Genomic DNA, 21,510 nt, shown 5'->3' with positions numbered 1-21,510 from the left:
GGCGCGGGGTGAGCCCGGCTTCCTGCCGGAAGCGGCGGCTGAAATAGGCCTCGTCGTGGAAGCCGCTCTGGCGCGCGATCTCGCGGATCAGGGTGTCGGAACCGGCGAGCAGCTCGCGCGCATGCTCCAGGCGCCGCTCGGTCAGCAGCTCGGTGAAGGTGCGCCCGGTCTGCTTCTTGAGCAGGTGCGCAAGGTAGTTGGGTGACAGCGCCACGGCCGTGGCCGTGTCGGTGAGCGCGATGTCCTCGTGCGAGTGCTCGCGCAGGTGGCGCAGCGCGCGCTGCAGCGCATCATGGTGCACCCCGCCCTGCAGGTGGTGGCGTGCGGCCTGGGCGTGCAGGTCGGCGGCGAAGCGCGTGCAGGCCAGGCCCAGCAGCTGCAGCAGGGTGCCGCGGATGCTGGCCGCCGAGCCCAGCGTGCGCGGCTGGTTGTGCACCACCAGGGCATCGAGCCACTGGAGGATCTGGGCAAAGTCCTCGGGGCCGAAGGCGAAGTCCAGCTGCTCCTGGAACAGGAAGGGCGCCAGCTCCGGGTGCTGCGCCATGCGCACGTCCTCCAGGTCCAGCGCGGGCACGTCGAGCTCGGGCCAGAGAAAGCGCTGGTCGAAATTGATGATGGCATAGCGCGCGCCCACCGGGTGCGGCACCACGTGCATGCGGTAGGGCAGCACAAAGCTCAGCGTTCCTGCGCCGAAGGGCCGCGTGGCCGTGCCCACCACCTGCCGGTCGCCGCCTTCCAGGCTCACCTGGATCTGGAAATATTCGTGCCGGTGCGGGCGGCTGAGCACGTCGCGCGCACCCTGGAAGCGGATGTCGAAATCCAGGTGCTGGGCGCGCTCCTGCATGCCGTACAGGCGTGCATGGGCGTTCGGTCGGGACGGGGACGGCATGCGCACATGGTAGCGGCTGGTGCAGTGTGGGCCCAGTCCGGTTTGGCCGTAGATGCGTGCAAGTCGCCCAGGCTCCAGGGCCCAACAATCGCTGGCACACCACTACAACGCCAGGAGACAAGCACCATGGACCAACCCCGACGCAACATCTTGACCCACTCCGCCCTTCTCGCCACCGGCGCCGTGGCCGGCTGCGCCCTGCCCGCAGGCGCCAGCAAAGCCGCCGCCACCCCCTTCGACCTGCCGCAGACCACGATTCCCATCGTGGGCAGCGACCAGGTGTTTCCCGTGCGCCGCGTCTACTGCATAGGCCGCAACTACGCCGCCCATGCGCGCGAGATGGGCTCGGACCCGACGCGCGAGCCGCCCTTCTTCTTCCAGAAGCCGGCCGACGCGATCCAGTTCGTGCAGCCCGGCGTGGTGGCCGACCATGCCTACCCCACGCTCACCAAGAACTACCACTACGAGGTGGAGCTGGTGGTGGCCCTCTCCAAGGGCGGGCGCGACATCCCGGTCGAGAAGGCGCTGGACCATGTGTTCGGCTACTCGCTGGGCCTGGACATGACGCGCCGCGACCTGCAGCGCGAGATGGGCGACCAGAAGAAACCCTGGGAGATCGGCAAGGCCTTCGACCAGTCCGCACCCGTGGGCCCGCTCTACCCGGTCAGCCAGGTCGGCCACATCAAGGAGGGCGACATCTGGCTCAAGGTGAACAGCACCACCAAGCAGAGCGCCACGCTGCAGCACATGATCTGGTCGGTGGCCGAGCAGATCAGCCGCCTGTCCCGCGCCTTTGAGCTCAAAGCCGGCGACATCATCTACTCGGGCACGCCCGAAAACGTGGGCCCAGTGGTCAAGGGCGACGAGATCGAGATCCACATCGACCGTTTTCCCAACCTGAAGCTGCGCATCGTCTGACCGCAAAGCGCTGCCGGGCTGCTAACCCAGGTCCTGCGCCGTGTTGGAGTGCGCCAGTGCGTAGAGGCAGCGCAGCGCGCCAGCTTGCGCACCGCCGGCCACCAGCGCAGCCTCCGACAGCTCAGCACCGGCCAGTGCTTCCAGCGCCGCCCGCTCGTACCCGCAGGCGATGAAGACCCAGTCGGCCGCCGGATCGGGCCCGCCGCGGATCTGCTGCTCCGTGGTGGTGGCGATCTGCGGCGTCTGGTTCTGCAGCAGGTGCCCGGCCGTGGTGCCGGGGCGCGATGACAGCAAGCCTGCCAGCGCACCCAGGTGGGCACGCAGCCGCTCGCCCGCCCCCTCGGCGGGCGACAGCCGCACCGTGAGCGCATGGAGCGACAGCGCGCCGCCGCGGCTTTCCAGCACGCGGCACTGGCTGCGCACCATGTGGCGGTGGTGCGGCATCATCTTTGTGGACCAGGGCGAGGGCGCGTTCAGGCGCGCCAGGTAGGCATCACAGAACAAGGTCTCGTACGCCGCCAGTTCGTACAGCACGAAGAAGCCTTCGCCGCCGTCCACCGCGGACCAGCGCGAGCCCCGATGGAAGCCGGGGATGCCCATGCGCTCAGGGAAGTGTTCGTGCGTATGCCAGTCCTCGAACTCGGCGCGGTGGGCGGGCGCGATGTCCCACCACATCGCCAGGGCGGCGTCACCCAACAGTGCCATGGCCCGCCCTCACTTGCCGCCGCGCATGCGCGCGAGCTCGGCGTTGACCTGGGTCATCAGCGGCTCGCCGACTTCCTTGGCGAACTTGTCGACCACGGGCTGCACCTTCTGGCGCAGGCGCGCCAGCTCGGCCGGCGCCACCTCGTTGACCTGCATGGTCTTGCGCAGGTTGGTGATGGACTCCGCCTCCTTGGCCTGGGCGATGCGGCGTTCTTCCTGCTTCGCTTCGTTGGCGGCATCGGTGATGAGCTTGCGCTCGGCCTCGGACATGCCGTCCCAGGTCTTCTTGCTCATGAGCACGGGCATGCCGGTGTAGACATGGCGCGTGAGCGAGAGGTACTTCTGCACCTCGGCAAACTTGGCCGATTCGATCACGCCCACCGGGTTGTCCTGGCCGTCGATGGCCTTGGACTCCAGCGCGCCGTAGACCTCGCCGAAGGTCATGGGCACGGGGTTGGCGCCCAGGGTGTTGAACATGTCCAGGTAGATCGGCGAGGCGATCACGCGCAGCTTGAGGCCCTGCAGGTCTTCGTGCCTGGCGATGGGGCGCTTGCTGTTGGTCATGTTGCGAAAGCCCAGGTCCCAGATGCCCAGGCCGACGATGCCGTGCGCAGCCAGCCCGGCCTGCAGCTTCGTGCCCAGGGGGCCATCGGCCAGGCCATAGGCTTCCTGCGGGCTGTCGAACAGGAAGGGAAAGTCGAACACCATGAACTGCTTGTCGATGCCGGCCAGCAGGCCCGTGGCCATGGACGCGAAATCGAGCGTGCCACCGCGCACGGCCGACAGGTTCTGCGTGTCGCTGCCCAGCACGGCATTGGCGAACAGCGTGACCTTGATCTTGCCGCCGCTCTTTTGCGCGACCAGATCGGCGAACTTCTGCGCGCCCTGGCCGAGCGGGTGGTCCTTGGCCAGGCTGAAGGCGAACTTGAGGTTGCGCTCCTTGATGTCCTGGGCCAGCGCCGAGGGCGCGGCACAGGCGAAGGCCAGGGCACCGATGGTGGCCAGCGCCGCACGGCGCAAGGTTGAAGTGGTCATGCTTGTCTCTTCCTTTCTTTCGTGATGGATCGTGGCGGCCTGCCGGGTGAAGCCCCCCTGCTTCGCTGCACGAGGCGCATGGTATCCATATTTTCTGAACACCATTCAACATTTACATATCATTCAAAAACTGAAAGGCTGCGTATGATCGCGTCATGAACCCGAAGGAGACCCCATGAGCGGAGCGCTCGAAAAATCCCTGGCCATCCTGGAGTACCTGGTCGCGCACCCCGATGGCGTGGCGCTGGCGCGCATTTCCACCGACCTGAACATGCTGCGCAGCGGCTGCCACCGCACGCTGCACGAGCTGATCGGGTATGGCTATGTGCGCCAGATGCCGCACAAGGGCGATTACGCGCTCACCACCAAGATGGCCTCGATGGGCCTGAGCTTTCTGAGCCGCTCGGGCGTGGTGGACATCGCCCAGCCGGTGATCGACCGGCTCGCGCGCACCACCGAGGAACTGGTGCGCCTGGCCATCGTGGACGGCGACCGGCTCACGCTGGTGGCCAAGGCACAGGGCGCCCGCTCGGGCCTGCTGTACGACCCGGACATGGGCATCGACCTGCGCCTGTCGTGCAGCGCCGCAGGCCACGCCTGGCTCATGACATTGCCCGAGGACGAGGCCGCCGCGCGTGTGTCGAAGCAGGGCCTGGGCAGCCCGCGCCAGTTCGGGCCCAATGCGCCCACCTCGCTCAAGGCGCTGCAGACGGCCCTGAACGCCCACGCCCGGCGCGGCTACAGCCTGATCCAGGACGGCTATGCGCCCGGCATGAGCTCCATGGCCGCGCCCGTGCGCCGCAAGGGCGAGCCCACTACCGGCGTGCTGGTCATCGCGGGGCCATCGGCCCGGCTCACGGCCAAGGCCATGGCCCGCTTCGGCCCGGACCTCATGGCCGCGGCGGATGAGCTGGCCCTCGCAGGCCAGGCGTCACCGCTGCTCAAGTCTGCCAATGTCGGCACCTGGGGCAACAGAACAGACGACGACCGCTACTGAACCGAGCCGCCTGCATAGTCCGAATGCAGGTCGAACACCAGGGTGCGCAGCCACTGGTTGGCCGGGTCCTTGTGGTACTTGGCATGCCAGAACAGGTTGATGGCGATGCGCGGCAGTTGGACGGGATGCGGCCGCGCCGCCAGGCCGAACGGCTCCACCATGCGCGCGGCCAGCCGCTCGGGCACGGTGGCGATGAGGTCGGTGGACTGCAGGATGTGGCCGATGGCCACGAAGTGCGGCACCTTGAGCTTCACGCGCCGCTGGGGCGTGTGCCGGTCCAGGATCTCGTCGACCTGGCCGTGGCCGGTGCCGGCCGAGACGATGGCCACATGCTCGGCCGCGAAGAAGTCGGCCAGGCGCAGCTGGCGGCGCTGCGCCAGCCGGTGGTCGGCGCGCAACAGGCACACGTAGTCCTGCTCGAACAGCCGGCGCTGGAAAAAGCCGGCCTTGAGCTGCGGCAAGAGGCCGATGGCCAGGTCCACCTGGCCGGCTTCCATCGCGTCCCTGAGGTTCACGGCGGTGTTGCGCACTGTGCTGATGCCCACGCCGGGCGCCAGCTCGCCGATGCGCTGCATGAGCTGGGGCAGGAAATAGATCTCGCCGATATCGGTCATGCCCACCGTGAAGCTGCGCTGGCTGCTGGCAGGGTCGAAGGCGTTGCGCGCATTGACGGCGCCATGGATCATGCCCAGCGCATAGCCCACCGACTCGGCCAGCTGCTCGGCGAACGGCGTGGGCTGCATGCCGCTGGCGGTGCGCAGAAACAGGGGGTCGTCGAACTGCCGGCGCAGGCGCGCCAGGGCATTGCTCACCGCGGGCTGGCCCAGGCCCAGGTTCTCGGCCACCTTGGAGACCTTGCGCTCGGCCAGCAGTTGGTTGAAGACCACCAGCAGGTTGAGGTCGATGTCCTTGAGTTCCATGGCCTGCCTTCATGAATATTGATTTCAATGATATTCAACATTCACACCATCGCGTTGACTGATTTTCTGGCGCCCCGGATCATCCGCCGCACAAGAACATTGCGACCGCAAGAGACAACGCACGATGGAAATCCAAGTCCGCCCGCTCGGGCGCACCCTGCATGTCGCCCCTGGCGTGAACCTGCTGGAGGCCCTGCGCGCCCACGACGTGCCCGTGTCGTACAGCTGCATGGCCGGGCGCTGCGGCACCTGCCGCTGCAAGGTGGTCGATGGCACGGTGCTCGACGCGGGCCGTGAAGCCCAGCGCCCCCTGGGCACGGTGGCCGGGGACGATGGCGGCTACGTGCTGGCCTGCCAGACCTTTGTGACCGAGCCCTGCACGGTGGAGATCGCCGAGCCCGACGAGGTGGTGGTGCACACCGCGCGCACCCTCAAGGCCACGGTGATCGCCATAGAAGACGCCACCCACGACATCAAGCGCCTGCGCCTGCAGCCGGCCAAGCCCCTGGACTTCTCGCCCGGCCAGTACGCGCAGCTGCAGTTCACGCCCGCGCATGCGCGCCCTTACTCCATGGCGGGGCTGGCGGGCGATGGCGAGCTGGAATTCCACGTGCGGCTGGTGCCCGAGGGGCGCGTCACCGGCTACATCGCCCAGGGCCTGAAGGTGGGCGACACCGTGCGCGTGAGCGGCCCGCTCGGCTCGGCCTACCTGCGCCGCCGGCACGACGGTCCCATGCTCTGCGCGGCGGGCGGCACGGGCCTCGCGCCCATCCTGTCCATCGTGCGCGGCGCGCTCGCGGCGGGCATGCACAACCCGGTGCACCTGTACTTTGGTGTGCGCTCGGAGCGCGACGTTTACGGCCTGGACTGGCTGGCCGCGTTGCAGCGCGCGCACCCGGCCCTCACGGTGCACACCGTGCTGGCCTCGGGCCGCGCGCCAGGCTGCCGCAGCGGCCTGGTCACCGAGGCCATCGCCGCAGACTGGCCCCGCCTGGCCAGCTTTCGCGCCTACCTGTGCGGCGCGCCCCCGATGGTGGAGGCCACCGCGCTGCTTGTGCGCCGCCGGGGCGTGCTGCCTGAGCACATCTATGCAGACGCCTTCTACGCCAGTGGCACGTGACCGCCCAAGGAAGCCCCATGGAACAGCCTCGAACCCATTCCGCAGAGACCCTGGCCGCCCGCAAGGCCTACTACGAGCGCATCGGCGGCGACAGCATGACCCCGCTGTGGGAGGTGCTGGGCGCACTGGTGCCGCCCCGGCCACGCTCGCCGGCCGTGCCGCACCGCTGGTCCTACGCGGCCGTGCGCGACCAGGTGCTGGAGGCGGGGCGGCTGATCAGCGCCGAAGAGGCCGAGCGCCGTGTGCTGATCCTCGAGAACCCGGGCCTGCGCGGGCAGTCGTGCATCACGCAGTCGCTGTATGCGGGGTTGCAGCTCATCCTGCCGGGCGAGGTGGCGCCCGCGCACCGCCACACACAATCGGCCCTGCGCCTGGTGCTCGACGGTGAAGGCGCCTACACGGCAGTCAACGGCGAGCGCGTGACCATGCGCCGCGGCGACTTCATCATCACCCCGGCCTGGACCTGGCACGACCACGGCAACCTGGGCAGCGAGCCCGTGGTCTGGCTCGACGGCCTGGACATTCCGCTGGTGCGCTTCCTGGATGCGGGCTTTGCCGAGAAGTCGCTGGAACGCTCGCAGGGCGTGGAGCGGCCCGAGGGCGATGCCCTGGCGCGCTACGGCATGAACATGCTGCCCATGGACGAGGCGCCGCCGCAGCCTGGCGACCCGACCCGCCTGTTCATCTACCCCTACGCGCAGATCCGGGCAGCACTGCAGACCCTGGCCCAGGGCACGCCAGACGCGCACCTGGGTTTCAAGCAGCGCTTCGTGAACCCGGCCACCGGCGCGTCGCCCATGCCCACCATGGGCACTTTCGCCCAGTGGCTGCCAGCCGGCTTCGCCACCCGGCCCCGGCGCTGCACCGATGGCACGGTGTATGTGTGCCTGGAGGGCGGTGGCGAAGCCGAGATCGAAGGCCAGGTTTATCGCTTCGAGGAGCGTGACGTCTTCGTCGTACCGTCCTGGCACACGCTGGCGTTGCGCACCCGGGCCGACAGCGTTCTCTTTTCCTATTCCGACCGCCCCGTGCAGAAGGCCCTGGGCCTGTGGCGCGAAGAGCGGCTCTGAACCCTACCCACAACAAGGAGACAGGCATGAACAGTGAACCCGCCACCATCTTCCCGGCGCAGGCCAGGTGGGAGGGCCCGGGCACCAGCCGTGTGCCTTTCAAGGTCTATACCGACGAGGAACTGCACCGCAAGGAGCTTGAACGCTTCTTCTACCAGAAGCACTGGTGCTACGTGGGACTGGAGGCCGAGATCCCGAACGCGGGCGACTTCAAGCGCACGGTGATTGGCGAGCGCTCGGTCGTGTTGGTGCGCGATGCCGAGGGCGGCATCAACGTGATCGAGAACGTCTGTGCCCACCGGGGCATGCAGTTCTGCCGCGAGCGCTCGGGCAACCGCAAGGAACTGGTCTGCCCCTACCACCAGTGGAACTACACCCTCAAGGGCGAGCTGCAGGGCGTGCCGTTCCGCCGCGGCGTGAAGCAGGACGGCAAGGTCCACGGCGGCATGCCGGCGGACTTCAACCCTGCCGACCATGGGCTCAACCGGCTGAAGGTGGCCACACGCGGCGGCGTGGTGTTCGCCTCGTTCGATCACGGAGTGGAATCGTTCGAGGATTTTCTCGGACCCGAGATCCTCGCTTACTTCGACCGCCTGTTCAACGGTCGCCAGCTCACCCTGCTGGGCTACAGCCGCCAGCGCATTCCCGGCAACTGGAAGCTGATGCAGGAAAACATCAAGGACCCCTACCACCCCGAACTGCTGCACACCTGGTTCGTGACCTTCGGGCTCTGGCGCGCGGACAACAAGAGCGAGCTCAGGATGGATGCGCGCCACCGCCACGCGGCCATGGTCTCCACGCGCGGCCAGGCGGGCAAGGCGGGCCAGGTCACGCAGGTGTCGAGCTTCAAGGAGAGCATGCAGCTCGAAGACCCGCGCTTCCTCGACATCGTGCCCGAGCCCTGGTGGGGCGGGCCCACGGCGGTGATGATGACGCTGTTCCCCAGCGTCATCCTGCAGCAGCAGGTCAACAGCGTCTCCACGCGCCACATCCAGCCCTCAGGCCATGGCGCCTTCGACTTCGTGTGGACCCACTTCGGCTTTGCGGACGACACCCAGGAGATGACCCAGCTCCGGCTGCGCCAGGCCAACCTGTTCGGCCCTGCGGGATTCGTCTCGGCCGACGATGGCGAGGTGATCGAATTCTCGCAGCAAGGCTTCGAGCAAAAACCCTTTCACCGCGCGCTGGCCGAACTGGGCGGGCGCGAGGTGGGCAACACCGACCACATGGTGACCGAGACCTTGATCCGCGGCATGTACCAATACTGGCGTGAGGTCATGGAGGACGGCGACGCACCCCAGGACAAGGCAGGGGGCTGAGATGGACTTCGCCACCTACTACGCCCTCACCCAGCTCTATGCCGACTACGCGAGCGCCGTGGATTCGGGCGACTGGGACCTGTGGCCCGGCTTCTTCACCGACGACTGCAGCTACCGCCTGCAGCCGCGCGAGAACCAAGAGCGCGGCTTTCCGCTGGCCACGCTCTCGTTCGAGAGCAAGGGCATGTTGCGCGACCGGGTCTACGGGATCAAGGAAACCCTGTTCCACGACCCCTACTACCAGCGCCACATCATCGGTGCGCCCGTGGTGCGTCGGGTGGAGGGCGAGCGCATCCACTGCGAAGCCAACTACGCAGTGCTGCGCACCAAGCTGTCGCAGGTCTCCACGGTGTTCAACGTGGGCCGCTACATCGACGAGGTGGTGCGCACGCCCGAAGGCCTGAAGTTCGCGAAGAAGCTCGTTGTCTTCGACAGCGAAATGATCCCCAACTCGATCATCTACCCCATCTAGGAAAACGACCATGAGCGATACGAGCACCACCCTGCAATGGACCGATGCGGCCGCCTTCGACGAGGTGCCGCAGGACGACGTGATCGGCCTGGCGGTCGGCGGGCGCGACATCGCGCTCTACGGCGTGGACGGCACCGTCTACGCCACCGACAACCTGTGCACCCACGGCCACGCCCGGCTGTGCGACGGCTTTCTGGACGGGCATGAGATCGAGTGCCCGCTGCACCAGGGCAAGTTCGATGTGCGCAGCGGCGCGCCCACCTGCCAGCCCGTGACCGATGCGGTGCGCACCTATCCCGTGCGCATCGATGGCGGCCGGGTCTACCTCGCTCTTGGCTAGCCCTATCATTCGGCCATGGACCGCATTCTCTACACCTATTTCCGCAGCTCGGCCGCCTACCGGGTGCGCATCGCGCTCAACCTCAAGGGCCTCACGGCCACCCAGATCCCCGTGCACCTGGTGCGCGATGGCGGCGAGCACCTGAAACCCGAGTACAAGGCCATCAACCCACAGGGCCTGGTGCCCGTGTTCGGCGAGGACGGCATGCGCATCAGCCAGTCGCTGGCCATCCTCGAATACCTGGAAGAGCAGTACCCCGGCACGCCCCTGCTGCCCGCTGCGGCGGCCGACCGCGCGCGCGTGCGCCAGCTGGCGCTGGTGGTGGCCTGCGAGATCCACCCGCTCAACAACCTGCGCGTGCTCAAGTACCTGAGCGGCACGCTGGGGGTGGCCGAGGCCGCCAAGAGCGACTGGATCAAGCACTGGATCGCCGAAGGTTTTGCGGCGCTGGAGGCGGAACTCACCGCTACCGGCAGCGGCGCCGGCAAGTTCTGCTTTGGCGACACCCCCACCATCGCGGACTGCTGCCTGGTGCCCCAGTTGTTCAATGCCCGCCGCTTCGAGGTGGACCTGTCGCCCTACCCCACGCTCGTGGCCATCGACGGACGCTGCCAGGCGCTGCCGGCCTTCCAGCAGGCGCACCCTTCGCAGCAGCCCGACGCCCAGTAACGGGAGTCAGCGCGCCGGGTTGGCTTCCAGCCAGGTGCGCAGGCGGCGCACGCCTTCGACCAGGCGCGCCGGGTCCTGGGAGGCGAAGCACCAGCGCAGCCAGCCCTGCGCTTCGGCGCCAAAGGCATTGCCGGGCGCCAGGCCCAGGCCGGCCTCGGCCACCAGGCGCTTGGCCAGGGCCAGCGAATCGGTGACGCCTTCGATCTGGAAGAAGGCGTACATGCCGCCGCGCGCGGCCACCACCTTCACGCCCGGCACCTGGGCCAGGAGCGGCACCAGCGTGTCGCGGCAGGTCTGCAGCTGGGCCACCACGCGCGGCGTGATCTCGGCACTGTGCTCCAGCGCGGCCAGGCCGGCGCGCTGGGTGAACACACTCGCGCACGAGGTGTTGAATTCGATGACCTTGGCGATGCCGTCCACCAGCGCAGGCGGCAGCACCAGCCAGCCCAGGCGCCAGCCTGTCATGAGAAAGCTCTTGGAAAAGCTGTGCGCCACCACCAGCCGGTCGTCGGCGCTGGCGATGTCGAGAAAGCTCGGCGCGCAGCGGTTCTCGGTGGGCTCGTAGTACAGGCGCTCGTAGACCTCGTCGGCCAGGATCCAGGTGCCCGTGCTGCGGCAGTGGTCCAGGATGCGTTGCTGCTCGGCGCGCGTCAGCGTCCAGCCGGTGGGGTTGTTGGGGGCGTTGACGATCAGCAGCCGGGTCTTGGCGGTCACGGCCTGGCACAGGGCGTCCAGATCCAGCGTCCACTGCCCATCGGCCGCCGTGAGCGGCAGGGTGCGCACGCGCGCCCCCAGGATCACCGGCTGCGCCACCAGGTTGGGCCACACCGGCGTGACCACCACCACCTCGTCGCCGGCATCCACCAGGGTCTGCACGGCCAGCATCAGCGCGCTGACGCCGCCCGAGGTGATGGCGATGCGGCCCGCGTCCACCGCCGGATGCAGCGTGCTGGTGTAGCGCGCCACCGCCTCGCGCAGCGCGGGCAGGCCCAGGTTGTGGCTGTAGAAGGTCTCGCCACGCTGCAGCGACTCGATGGCCGCGTTGCGCACCACCTCGGGCGTGACCTCGTCGCTCTCGCCGAACCAGAAGGCCAGCACATCGTCGCGGCCCAGGCCGGCATTGGCGACCTCGTGGATCATGGAAGGTTCGAGGGTCTGGATGGTCTCACGCATGGTCGAGAAAGCGGCGGAGTGGCCGCGGCAAGTCGATGAAGGAACCTCAAGCGTAGCTTCTTTTCGCCTGCTCACCGCGCTACGCGCCGATCGCAGTGCATGAAACTGGCGCGCCCAAAAGCCAGCGCCCCCGTGCAAGGGCCGCCCCGCCGCACCGGGGGCGTCCCCCTCCCGACTCGCGCAGCGAGTCGAGAGAGGGGTGACGGCGCGAAGCGACTCAGGGGGTGCTTCATTTCAGGGAGACGCGTCTACCCCCTGCGCTGCCCACCAGCGCTCGCCCATCTGCTGCTGCAGCCATTCGATGAAGCTCACCACCTTGGCCGGCACCATGCGCGGCGAGGGGTAGACGGCGTGGATCTCCTGCGGCGGCAGGGTCCAGCCGGGCAGCAGCGGCACGACGGCGGCACTTTCGAGAGAGCCATGCGCCACATAGGTCGGCAGCGCAGCGATGCCCATGCCCCCGCGCGCGGCGGCCAGCAGGGCCGAGAGGTTGTTGGAGCGCAGCGGCCCCGCCACCGGCACCGCATGCGCCACGCCTGTTCCGTTGCTGAAATGCCAGCGCGCATCGCCCTGCACGGTGCTGTAGATCAGCGCATCGTGCCGGGCCAGGTCGGCCGGCGCGGCCGGCATGCCGCGCTGCGCCAAGTAGCCGGGCGAAGCCACCAGCACCCAGGGGTTGAGCCCCAGGTAGCGCGCGCCCAGCGTCGAATCGGCCAGGCGCCCCATGCGGATGGCCACATCGATGCCCTGCTCCACCAGGTTCACATAGCGGTCCTCGAAGACCAGGTCGATCTGCAGGCGCGGGTTCTCGCGCATGAAGCGCATCACCAGCGGCACCAGCACGCGCCGCCCGAAGGCCACCGAAGTGCTGATGCGCAAGCCCCCCTGCACCTGCGACTGCAGCAGCGCGGCCACGGTCTCGGCTTCTTCGACATGGTGGGTGATGAGCTTGCACTTGTCGTAGTACAGGCGGCCGATCTCGGTGGGCGACACGCCGCGCGTGCTGCGGTGCAGCAGGCGCGAGCCCAACTGCTTTTCGAGCTGGGCCACGAGCTTGGTGGCCGAAGGCTGGCCCACGCCCATCTCGGCCGCAGCCTTGCTGAAAGAGCCCAGGTCCACCACGCGCACGAACAGTTTGACTCCGAGAAGGCGATCCATGAATCGATTATGGGCAGCGCCCCGCCGCCGATTGCATTCCAAAAGGGAATAACGCTAATGCCCTGGATGCGGGTTCCGGGCAGCGGCCATTGGGCGGAGCATCCAGTCCATCGACCAATCAACCCCTGACAGGAGACCCCGCAATGGCAATGATGACGGCCGCCATGGCCGCCGTTCTGGTGATGGAAAAGGAGGGCATCACCCAGCTCTTCGGCGTGCCCGGCGCGGCGATCAACCCGCTGTATGCCGCGCTGCGCGAACGCCAGTCGCTCACCCACATCCTGGCCCGCCACGTCGAGGCCGCCTCGCACATGGCCGAAGGCTATACCCGCGCCAAGGCCGGCAACATCGGCGTGTGCGTGGGCACCAGCGGGCCGGCCGGCACCGACATGATCACCGGGCTGTACTCGGCCATCGCCGACAGCATCCCCATCCTGTGCATCACCGGCCAGGCACCGCGTGCACGGCTGTACAAGGAAGACTTCCAGGCGGTGGACATCGAGTCCATCTCCAAGCCCGTGACCAAGTGGAGCGTGACGGTGCGCGAGCCGGCCCTGGTGCCGCGCGCCTTCCAGCAGGCCTTCCACCTGATGCGCTCGGGCCGGCCGGGGCCGGTGCTGATCGACCTGCCCTTCGACGTGCAGATGGCCGAGATCGAGTTCGACATCGACACCTACGAGCCGCTCCCTGTCTACAAGCCCGCCGCTACACGCAAACAGGTGGAAAAGGCCCTGGACATGCTGGAGGCCGCCGAGCGCCCGCTCATCGTGGCCGGCGGCGGCATCATCAACGCCGATGCGGCCGACCTGCTGGTGGAGTTTGCCGAGCTCACCGGCGTGCCCGTGATCCCCACGCTCATGGGCTGGGGCGCCATCCCTGACGACCACCCGCTGATGGCCGGCATGTGCGGCCTGCAGACCAGCCACCGCTACGGCAATGCCACCCTGCTGGCCAGCGACTTCGTGATGGGCATCGGCAACCGCTGGGCCAACCGGCACACCGGTTCGCCCGAGGTGTACTGCAAGGGGCGCACGTTCGTGCACATCGACATCGAGCCCACGCAGATCGGCCGCGTGTTCAACCCCGACTACGGCATCGTCAGCGACGCCCATGCCGCACTGCAGCTGCTGGTGCAAGTGGCGCGCGAGCGCCGGGACGCCCGCGGCCTGCCCGAGCGCGGCGACTGGGCCGGCCGCTGCGCCGAGCGCAAGGCGCTGATGCACCGCAAGTCGCACTTCACCGAGACCCCCATCAAGCCCATGCGCGTGTACGAGGAGATGAATGCCGTGCTGCCGCGCGACACCATCTACGTGAGCACCATCGGCCTGAGCCAGATCGCGGGCGCGCAGTTTTTGCACGTCTACGGCCCGCGCCCGTGGATCAACTGCGGCCAGGCCGGCCCGCTGGGCTGGACCATTCCCGCCGCACTGGGCGTGGTGGCGGCCGACCCCACGCGCACGGTGGTGGGCCTGTCGGGCGACTACGACTTCCAGTTCTTGATGGAAGAGCTGGCCGTGGGCGCGCAGTTCAACCTGCCCTATGTGCAGGTGCTGGTGAACAACAGCTACCTGGGCCTGATCCGCCAGGCGCAGCGCGGCTTCGAGATGGACTACTGCGTGCAGCTGGCGTTCGAGAACCAGAACGTGGCACCGGGCGAGGGCGACCTGCGCAGCTATGGCGTGGACCACCAGGCCGTGGTGCAGGGCCTGGGCTGCCGCTCGCTGCGCGTGACCGACCCCGAGAAGATCGCCGGCGCCCTCAGCGAGGCCCTGGCCCTGGCGCGCGAGCACCGCGTGCCGGTGGTGGTGGAGGTGATCCTGGAGAAGGTCACCAACATCGCCATGGGCACCGAGATCGACAAGGTCAACGTGTTCGAGGCCATCGACTGCCGCCACCCTGGCGGGCGCGCCGGCCTCGAACTCGCCGGCCTGCTGGATTGAACAAGCAACGAAAGACCGACATGCCCCGATTTGCCGCCAACCTGACCATGCTCTTCACCGAGCTGCCTTTCATAGACCGCTTTAGCGCCGCCGCGCGCGCCGGCTTCACCGCGGTCGAATTCCTGTTCCCCTACGCCTGGCCGGCCGAAGAAATCCGCGCCCAGCTCGACGCCCATGGCCTGCAGCTGGTGCTGCACAACCTGCCTGCGGGCGACTGGGGTGCAGGCGAGCGCGGCATCGCCTGCCTGCCAGGGCGCGAGGCCGAGTTCCGCGCGGGTGTGGCCCAGGCCATCGCCTATGCCCAGGCCCTGGGCGTGAACCAGCTCAACTGCCTGGCGGGCAAGGCGCCCGAAGGAGCGGACCCTGCGCTGCTGCGCCGCACGCTGGTGGAGAACCTGCGCTTTGCCGCGCAGGAACTGCGCCAGGCCGGGCTGCGCCTGCTGGTGGAGCCCATCAACACCCATGACATCCCTGGCTTCTTCGTGAACACCACGGCCCAGGCGCTCGATCTGCTGGACGAGGTGGATGCCAGCAACGCCTTCGTGCAGTACGACATCTACCACGCCCAGCGCATGGAGGGCGAATTGGCCGCCACGCTGCAAAAGCACCTGCCGCGCATCGCCCACATCCAGCTGGCCGACAACCCGGGCCGCAACGAGCCGGGCACCGGCGAAATCAACTACGCCTGGCTCTTCAAGCACATCGACGCCATCGGCTATACGGGCTGGATCGGCTGCGAGTACAAGCCCGCGACCACCACCGAGGCCGGCCTGGGCTGGCGCACGGCCCTGACCCACGCATGACTTTCAAGGACACACTCCCATGACCAGCACCTCCCTCAAGATCGGTTTCATCGGCCTTGGCACCATGGGCGCGCCCATGGCCCAGCACCTCATCCAGGCCGGCCACCAGCTCTTCGTGCACACCCGCGGCCGTGTGCCGCCCGCCATTGCCGAAAGCCGAGCCACCCAGTGCGTCACGGCGCGCGGCGTGGCCGAGCGGGCCGACATCGTCTTCACCATGGTGCCCGACACCCCGCATGTCGAGGACGTGCTGTTCAGCGAGAGCGGCGTGGCGGCCGGCCTCAGCAAGGGCAAGACCGTGGTGGACATGAGCTCCATCTCGCCCATCGCCACCAAGGACTTCGCGCAGCGCATCAACGCCCTGGGCTGCGACTACCTCGACGCGCCGGTCTCGGGCGGCGAGGTGGGCGCGAAGAACGCCACGCTGTCCATCATGGTGGGCGGGCCGGACGCGGCGTTCGCGCGCGTCAAGCCGCTGTTCGAATTGATGGGCAAGAACATCACCCTGGTGGGCGGCAACGGCGACGGGCAGACCGCCAAGGTGGCCAACCAGATCATCGTGGCGCTCAACATCGAGGCCGTGGCCGAGGCGCTGGTGTTCGCCGCCAAGGCCGGTGCCGACCCGGCGCGCGTGCGACAGGCGCTGATGGGTGGCTTCGCCTCCTCCAAGATCCTCGAAGTGCATGGCGAGCGCATGCTGCGCCGCACCTTCGACCCCGGTTTCCGCATCGAGCTGCACCAGAAGGACCTGAACCTGGCCCTGGCCAGTGCCCGGGCCCTGGGCGTGGCCCTGCCCAACACGGCCACCGCGCAGGAGCTGTTCAACAGCTGCGTGGCCCACGGTGGCGCGGCCTGGGACCACTCGGCCCTGGTGCGGGCGCTGGAGACCCTGGCGCATTTCGAGATCGGCCAGCCGGCCGCGCGCTGATGGCCGCGCAGCAGGCGCTGCTGCGCCGCATGTTCGACGCGGCCATTGCCAGCGCCCAGCCCGCGCTGTGCGTGCCTCCGCACCTGCCATCCCGCACGGACCTGGGCACCGGCCGCCTGGTGGTCATCGGCGCGGGCACGGCCTCGGCCGCGATGGCGCGGGCGGTGGAGGACCACTGGGACGGACTGCTATCGGGTCTGGTCGTCACACGCTACGGCTACGCCGTTCCCTGCCGGCAGATCGAGATCGTGGAGGCCGCCCACCCTGTGCCCGACGCCGCCGGCATGGCCGCCGCGCAGCGCATGCTGGACAGCACCGTGGCCGGCCTGCGCGAGGACGACCTGGTGCTGTGCCTGATCTCGGGCGGCGGCTCGGCCCTGCTGCCTTTGCCGCTGCCCGGCATCACCCTGGCCATGAAGCAGGAGGTGAACCGCGCCCTGCTGCAATCGGGCGCCACCATTGCCGAGATGAACTGCCTGCGCCGCCACCTCTCGGCCATCAAGGGCGGTCGCCTGGCACTGGCCTGCCACCCGGCGCGCGTGCTGACACTGCTGCTGTCGGACGTGCCCGGCGATGCGCCCATGGACATCGCCTCGGGCCCTACGGTGGGCGACCCCACAAGCTGCGCCGATGCACTGGACATCGTGCGCCGCTACGGCATCGCGCTGCCACCCGCCGTGCGCGAGGTGCTGGAGTCTGGCCAGGGCGAATCGCCCCCACCCAGCCACCCGCACCTGGCACGCGGCGAGGTGCGCATGGTGGCCACACCGCAGATGGCGCTGGAGGCTGCGGCCGAGGTAGCCCGCCAGGCAGGCTACACCCCCTACATCCTAGGTGACGCACTCGAAGGCGAGGCGCGCGACGTGGGTCGGGTGCTGGCCGGCATGGCCCTGCAGGTCGCACAGCGCGGCCAGCCGTTTGCCGCACCCTGCGTGCTGCTCTCGGGTGGGGAGACCACGGTCACCGTGCGTGGCGACGGGCGCGGCGGGCGCAATGTGGAATGCCTGCTGTCCATGGCGCTGGCGTTGCAGGGCCACCCGCGCATCCATGCGCTGGCGGGCGATACCGATGGCGTGGACGGGCAGGAGGAAATCGCGGGCGCCCAGATCACGCCCACCACGCTGCAGCGCGCGCAGGCCCTGGGCATACGACCCGCCGATGCGCTGGCGCGCAACGATGGCCATGGCTTTTTCGGTGCACTGGGCGACGCGGTGGTGACCGGACCCACGATGACCAATGTGAACGATTTCCGCGCCATCGTGATCGACCCGGGGTGAATGTCCGATTCTGACCCTCGGTCGTCTCGCGCGCGCATGGCGGGCCGGCGGCCGGGGGCCTAAGATTCCGGCATGTTCCGCCTGACCTGCCCCACCGCCCTTCCCGCAACCCCAGGGGTCGCCCCATGACCCCAACTGCTTCCCTGCGCCCGCGCGACCTGGGTCTGGCGCTGCTCGTCATCCTGGTCTGGGGCGTCAACTTCGCCGTCATCAAGGTCGGCCTGGCCGGCGTGCCGCCACTGCTGCTGGGGGCGCTGCGCTTCATGCTCGCGGCCTTCCCCGCGCTGCTGCTCTTCAAGGCACCCAAGGTGCCATTGCAGCTGTACCTGGTCTTCGGGTTGACCATGTCGGTGGGGCAGTTCGCCTTTCTGTTCAGCGCCATCCACGTGGGCATGCCCTCGGGGCTGGCCTCGCTGGTGCTGCAGTCGCAGTCGTTCTTCACGCTGGTGCTCACGGTGCTGTGGCTGCGCGAGCGCTGGCAGGGCAGCCAGCTCGCGGGCCTGCTGCTCGCAGCCGGGGGATTGGCATTGATCGGTAGCGCGCATGGCGCATCGATGCCGCTGCTGGGCTTTTTGCTCACCGTGGCCGCCGCCGCCATGTGGGCCTGCGGCAACCTGGTGAGCCGCGCCGTGGGCCGCTACGGGCCCATGAACCAGCTGGCCTTCGTGGTCTGGGCCAGCCTGGTGCCGCCGCTGCCGCTGCTGGCGCTGTCGGGCCTGATCGAGGGGCCGGATGCAATCGTGGCAGCGCTGCAGGGCTTCAGCTGGGCCTCGTTCGCCTCGGTCGCCTACCTGGCCTGGGCGGCCACGCTGTTCGGCTATGGCGTGTGGACCTACCTGCTGGCGCGCTACCCGGTCAACCGCGTCGCGCCCTTCACGCTGCTCGTGCCCCTGGTGGGGCTGACCACGGGCTGGATCGCCTTTGGCGAGGCGCTGCAGCCAGTGCATTTCGCAGGCGGCGCCCTGCTCATGGTGGGCCTGTTCGTGAACGTATTCGGTGCGCCTCTTTTGGCCCGGCTTCGGCTGAAATCCTGAGACTGGACGCCAGAGCTGCTACGGTGTCCTTGACGCCGACCATTTAAAGATATACATTAAATACATGTTTACGCGGCGCGGTAGACACAAGCCATCCAGGATCCTGGCCTTTCATCCCGGCGCCACCACTGGAATGCAAGCATGAACACCGATACCCACACCCCCGATTCCGCCCGCAGCCTCGATGCCCACCACCACGCCCACGGCCTCTCGGACCGCGTGGCCCTGGCCATCACCCTGGCACTGCGCTTCTTTGCCGACACCTTTTTCGCCAAGCGCTATGGCAACCGCGCCATCGTGCTGGAGACGGTGGCCGCCGTGCCCGGCATGGTAGGCGGCATGCTCGTGCACCTGCGCTGCCTTCGCTGGATGGTGGACGACGCAGGCTGGATCCGCACCCTGCTGGACGAAGCCGAGAACGAGCGCATGCACCTCATGACCTTCATCGAGATCGCCCGGCCCAGCTGGTTCGAGCGCGCGGTGATCCTGCTCACCCAGGCCGTGTTCTTCGTCTGCTTCTTCGCGCTGTACCTGGTCTCTTCGCGCACGGCGCACCGCCTGGTCGGCTACTTCGAGGAACAGGCCGTGGTCAGCTACACGCTGTACCTGGCGGAGATCGACGAAGGCCGGGTGGAGAACGTGCCCGCCCCCGACATCGCCATCGCCTACTGGAAGCTGCCCGCCGATGCCCGCCTGCGCGACGTGGTGCTGGCCGTGCGCGCCGATGAGGCCGGCCACCGCGACGTGAACCACGGCTTTGCCGACGCGCTGACCCGCCCGGTCACTGTGCAGCACGCCAGCTGAGACAATCCGGCGCCATGCCCCACCGCCCTGCCCCATGCGCCTGACCGTTTTCACCGACTATTCCCTGCGCGTGCTGCTGGTGCTGGCCTCGCGCACCGATGCGCTGGTGACCATCGCCGACATCACCGAAGCCTTCGGCATCTCGCAGGCGCACCTGATGAAGGTGACCCAGGCGCTGGGCAAGACGGGCTGGGTGGACACGGTGCGCGGGCGCAATGGCGGCATGCGCCTGGCGGCCGACCCGCGCAAGCTCTCGCTCGGCGAAGTCGTGCGCCGGCTGGAGGCCGACTTCGCGCTGGTCGAATGCCTGGGGGAGGACAACCAGTGCGTGCTGACCGGCGGCTGCGGCCTGGAGGTGGCCTTGCGTCAGGCCACCGAGGTCTTTTTGCGCGAGCTCGACCGCTACTTGATCGCCGACCTGGTCAACACCAGCCCCGCCCTGGCGCAACTGGCTCTGTGGCAGCCCGTCACCTGGAACACCCTGCCAGCCAAGGGTAGCGGCCGCTCAAGCCAGCGCCCTGCCTGATCCGGAATTTCAGGGCGCTCCAGCGCCTTCTTCGAAGGCCTTGCGCGATTCGAGGATGCCCTGGCGGTGCTCCTCGGCCCACAGCCACACCCCGCAAAAGGCCGCGCCCAGGCTCTGGCCGCGTTCGGTCAGTTCGTACTCCACGCGCGGCGGCACCACGGCGAACACGGTGCGCACCACCAGGCCATCGGCCTCCATCTGGCGCAGGGTCTTGGTCAGCATCTTCTGGCTGATGTCGCCCACCAGTTCACCCACGCGCGTGAAGCGCAGGCGCCCGTGCTCGGCCAGCACCTCCAGCGCCAGCATGGTCCATTTGTCGGCCACGCGGCCGATGATCTCGCGCACCAGCTGGTCGAGCTCCGGATCGGTGGGGCCAGCGGGCGGGTGCTTGTGCAGCGGATGGCGATGGAGGGCGTGGGTGGTGTCGGGCTGGGTCATGGCGGTTTCCGCGCGGTAAGTGAGGCACTTTCAAGTGCCTACTTCCCATGGGCTCGGGCCGATCATACGATCCGCCCCACCACGACCCGCCAATGGCCACACGTGCTGTTGGGCTGGTTTCCCCCTAGCAGGAAACGACGATGAAGCCCCGCTCCTCCAACGACACCACCCACGCCCCGCCCTGCGGCCTGGCAGGCCCCGAACTCAACCGCCGCGAAATGGTCCTCGGCAGCGCCGCAGCCGCGCTGGCCGGCGGCATCGCCCTCGATGCCGACGCCGCACCGGCCACCAGCGCTTCGACGCCGGCCTACGAGCTGCCCATCCGCCTGCAGGTCAACGGCCAGCCGGTGGCCCTGGTGGTCGATGCCCGCACCTCGCTGCTCGACACACTGCGCGAAGACCTCGCCCTCACGGGCGCCAAGAAGGGTTGCGACCATGGCCAGTGTGGCGCGTGCACGGTGCACCTCGATGGCCAGCGCGTGGCCTCGTGCCTCACCCTGGCGGCACAGGCCGACCGGCGCACAGTGACCACCATCGAGGGCATCGAGGGCCCCGGCGGCGCGCTGCACCCCATGCAGCAGGCCTTCATCGACCACGATGCGCTGCAGTGCGGCTACTGCACGCCGGGCCAGATCATGGCCGCCATCGCCTGCGTGCGCGAAGGGCATGCCAAGACGCCCGAGCAGATACGCGAGTACATGAGCGGCAACCTGTGCCGCTGCGGCGCCTATGTGGGCATCGTGGGCGCCATCCAGCAGGCGGCTCCCCTGGTGCGGAGGGCCTGAGCATGCGCCCCTTCGCCTACTCCCGCGCCACCACGGCGGCCGAGGCCATGCACGCCATGGCCGCCGCCCCCGAGGGCACACGCTACCTGGCCGGTGGCACCACGCTGTACGACCTGATGAAGCTGGGCGTGATGTCGCCGCCCGCCGTGATCGACATCACCGGCGTGCGCGAACTCACGGCCATCCAGAC

General features: G+C 68.6%; 24 protein-coding genes. 17 read left to right on the top strand and 7 right to left on the bottom strand.

Annotated elements, in window-relative coordinates; all coding sequences use genetic code 11:
• Positions 1–889, bottom strand: an 889-nt coding sequence (locus ACK59X_RS02860) for an AraC family transcriptional regulator (RefSeq protein WP_409955006.1), incomplete at its 3' end; no start/stop codon positions are given.
• 126 nt (positions 890–1,015) lie between these two features.
• Between ACK59X_RS02860 and ACK59X_RS02855 the strand changes: the two genes are divergently transcribed.
• Positions 1,016–1,807, top strand: coding sequence for a fumarylacetoacetate hydrolase family protein (locus tag ACK59X_RS02855; protein WP_409955004.1), 792 nt, complete (start codon positions 1,016–1,018; stop codon positions 1,805–1,807).
• A 21-nt stretch (positions 1,808–1,828) separates the two neighbouring features.
• Here the strand turns inward: ACK59X_RS02855 and ACK59X_RS02850 are convergent, their stop codons facing one another.
• Positions 1,829–2,512 (bottom strand): hypothetical protein, encoded by a 684-nt coding sequence (locus ACK59X_RS02850; RefSeq protein WP_409955003.1) that lies wholly within the window; start codon positions 2,510–2,512, stop codon positions 1,829–1,831.
• A gap of 9 nt (positions 2,513–2,521) precedes the next feature.
• Positions 2,522–3,547: a TRAP transporter substrate-binding protein gene (locus ACK59X_RS02845; protein ID WP_409955001.1), complete on the bottom strand. Its 1,026-nt coding sequence runs from the start codon at positions 3,545–3,547 to the stop codon at positions 2,522–2,524.
• A 175-nt stretch (positions 3,548–3,722) separates the two neighbouring features.
• On the opposite strand from ACK59X_RS02845, the gene ACK59X_RS02840 reads away from it, so the two are divergent.
• Positions 3,723–4,544 (top strand): IclR family transcriptional regulator, encoded by an 822-nt coding sequence (locus tag ACK59X_RS02840; protein WP_409954999.1) that lies wholly within the window; start codon positions 3,723–3,725, stop codon positions 4,542–4,544.
• Here the strand turns inward: ACK59X_RS02840 and ACK59X_RS02835 are convergent.
• On the bottom strand, positions 4,538–5,464 hold the full coding sequence (locus ACK59X_RS02835; RefSeq protein ID WP_409954997.1) for a LysR family transcriptional regulator: 927 nt from the start codon (positions 5,462–5,464) through the stop codon (positions 4,538–4,540). The genes ACK59X_RS02840 and ACK59X_RS02835 overlap by 7 nt on opposite strands.
• Before the next feature lie 124 nt (positions 5,465–5,588).
• Here ACK59X_RS02835 and ACK59X_RS02830 point away from each other — a divergent pair, with 124 nt between their 5' ends.
• The 6 genes from ACK59X_RS02830 to maiA are packed head-to-tail and all read left to right on the top strand — an operon-like array spanning position 5,589 to position 10,454.
• Entirely contained in the window at positions 5,589–6,584 is a 996-nt protein-coding gene (locus tag ACK59X_RS02830; RefSeq protein WP_409954995.1) for a 2Fe-2S iron-sulfur cluster-binding protein, read from the top strand.
• 17 nt (positions 6,585–6,601) lie between these two features.
• Entirely contained in the window at positions 6,602–7,654 is a 1,053-nt protein-coding gene (gtdA, locus tag ACK59X_RS02825) for a gentisate 1,2-dioxygenase (RefSeq protein WP_409954993.1), read from the top strand.
• 26 nt (positions 7,655–7,680) lie between these two features.
• A complete protein-coding gene (locus ACK59X_RS02820; RefSeq protein ID WP_409954992.1) occupies positions 7,681–8,973 on the top strand; it encodes an aromatic ring-hydroxylating dioxygenase subunit alpha in 1,293 nt (430 codons plus the stop codon).
• Between the two features lies 1 nt (position 8,974).
• A complete protein-coding gene (locus tag ACK59X_RS02815) occupies positions 8,975–9,445 on the top strand; it encodes an aromatic-ring-hydroxylating dioxygenase subunit beta (protein WP_409954990.1) in 471 nt (156 codons plus the stop codon).
• A gap of 10 nt (positions 9,446–9,455) precedes the next feature.
• The gene (locus ACK59X_RS02810; RefSeq protein ID WP_409954989.1) at positions 9,456–9,785 is read left to right on the top strand and encodes a non-heme iron oxygenase ferredoxin subunit; all 330 of its coding nucleotides are present in this window, start codon (positions 9,456–9,458) and stop codon (positions 9,783–9,785) included.
• 15 nt (positions 9,786–9,800) lie between these two features.
• Positions 9,801–10,454: a maleylacetoacetate isomerase gene (gene maiA, locus ACK59X_RS02805; protein WP_409954988.1), complete on the top strand. Its 654-nt coding sequence runs from the start codon at positions 9,801–9,803 to the stop codon at positions 10,452–10,454.
• 6 nt (positions 10,455–10,460) lie between these two features.
• On the opposite strand, the gene ACK59X_RS02800 is transcribed toward maiA, so the two are convergent.
• Positions 10,461–11,702, bottom strand: a complete 1,242-nt coding sequence (locus tag ACK59X_RS02800; RefSeq protein ID WP_409954987.1) for a pyridoxal phosphate-dependent aminotransferase — start codon at positions 11,700–11,702, stop codon at positions 10,461–10,463.
• Positions 11,703–11,861: 159 nt separating this feature from the next.
• Positions 11,862–12,785 (bottom strand): LysR substrate-binding domain-containing protein, encoded by a 924-nt coding sequence (locus ACK59X_RS02795; protein WP_409954985.1) that lies wholly within the window; start codon positions 12,783–12,785, stop codon positions 11,862–11,864.
• 143 nt (positions 12,786–12,928) lie between these two features.
• Here ACK59X_RS02795 and gcl point away from each other — a divergent pair, with 143 nt between their 5' ends.
• The 7 genes from gcl to ACK59X_RS02760 all read left to right on the top strand — a co-directional run bounded on the left by gcl (position 12,929) and on the right by ACK59X_RS02760 (position 20,097).
• Positions 12,929–14,725, top strand: coding sequence for a glyoxylate carboligase (gene gcl / locus ACK59X_RS02790; RefSeq protein WP_409954983.1), 1,797 nt, complete (start codon positions 12,929–12,931; stop codon positions 14,723–14,725).
• Positions 14,726–14,745: 20 nt separating this feature from the next.
• The gene (hyi, locus tag ACK59X_RS02785) at positions 14,746–15,528 is read left to right on the top strand and encodes a hydroxypyruvate isomerase (RefSeq protein ID WP_409954981.1); all 783 of its coding nucleotides are present in this window, start codon (positions 14,746–14,748) and stop codon (positions 15,526–15,528) included.
• A gap of 19 nt (positions 15,529–15,547) precedes the next feature.
• Complete coding sequence (gene glxR / locus ACK59X_RS02780) at positions 15,548–16,456, top strand: 2-hydroxy-3-oxopropionate reductase (RefSeq protein WP_409954979.1); 909 nt, start codon at positions 15,548–15,550, stop codon at positions 16,454–16,456.
• Positions 16,456–17,733 (top strand): glycerate kinase, encoded by a 1,278-nt coding sequence (locus ACK59X_RS02775; RefSeq protein WP_409954977.1) that lies wholly within the window; start codon positions 16,456–16,458, stop codon positions 17,731–17,733. Before glxR ends, ACK59X_RS02775 begins: the two co-directional genes overlap by 1 nt.
• A gap of 125 nt (positions 17,734–17,858) precedes the next feature.
• The gene (locus ACK59X_RS02770) at positions 17,859–18,767 is read left to right on the top strand and encodes an EamA family transporter (protein ID WP_409954975.1); all 909 of its coding nucleotides are present in this window, start codon (positions 17,859–17,861) and stop codon (positions 18,765–18,767) included.
• 141 nt (positions 18,768–18,908) lie between these two features.
• Positions 18,909–19,571, top strand: coding sequence for an alternative oxidase (locus tag ACK59X_RS02765; protein WP_409954973.1), 663 nt, complete (start codon positions 18,909–18,911; stop codon positions 19,569–19,571).
• 34 nt (positions 19,572–19,605) lie between these two features.
• Positions 19,606–20,097, top strand: coding sequence for an RrF2 family transcriptional regulator (locus ACK59X_RS02760; protein ID WP_409954972.1), 492 nt, complete (start codon positions 19,606–19,608; stop codon positions 20,095–20,097).
• A 9-nt stretch (positions 20,098–20,106) separates the two neighbouring features.
• Here ACK59X_RS02760 and ACK59X_RS02755 read toward each other — a convergent pair whose 3' ends face one another.
• Positions 20,107–20,535, bottom strand: a complete 429-nt coding sequence (locus ACK59X_RS02755) for a winged helix-turn-helix transcriptional regulator (RefSeq protein ID WP_409954970.1) — start codon at positions 20,533–20,535, stop codon at positions 20,107–20,109.
• Positions 20,536–20,675: 140 nt separating this feature from the next.
• On the opposite strand from ACK59X_RS02755, the gene ACK59X_RS02750 reads away from it, so the two are divergent.
• Together ACK59X_RS02750 and ACK59X_RS02745 are read left to right on the top strand one after the other, a co-directional pair.
• Positions 20,676–21,320 (top strand): (2Fe-2S)-binding protein, encoded by a 645-nt coding sequence (locus ACK59X_RS02750; RefSeq protein WP_409954968.1) that lies wholly within the window; start codon positions 20,676–20,678, stop codon positions 21,318–21,320.
• A gap of 2 nt (positions 21,321–21,322) precedes the next feature.
• Positions 21,323–21,510: FAD binding domain-containing protein (locus ACK59X_RS02745; RefSeq protein ID WP_409954966.1), on the top strand; the 188-nt coding region annotated here is incomplete at its 3' end.

The sequence above is a fragment of the Acidovorax sp. genome, from assembly GCF_046339755.1.
Taxonomy (GTDB): domain Bacteria; phylum Pseudomonadota; class Gammaproteobacteria; order Burkholderiales; family Burkholderiaceae_C; genus Acidovorax.
The sequence above is the reverse complement of the archived record's forward strand: the minus strand, read 5'-3'. Positions and strand labels throughout refer to the sequence as shown.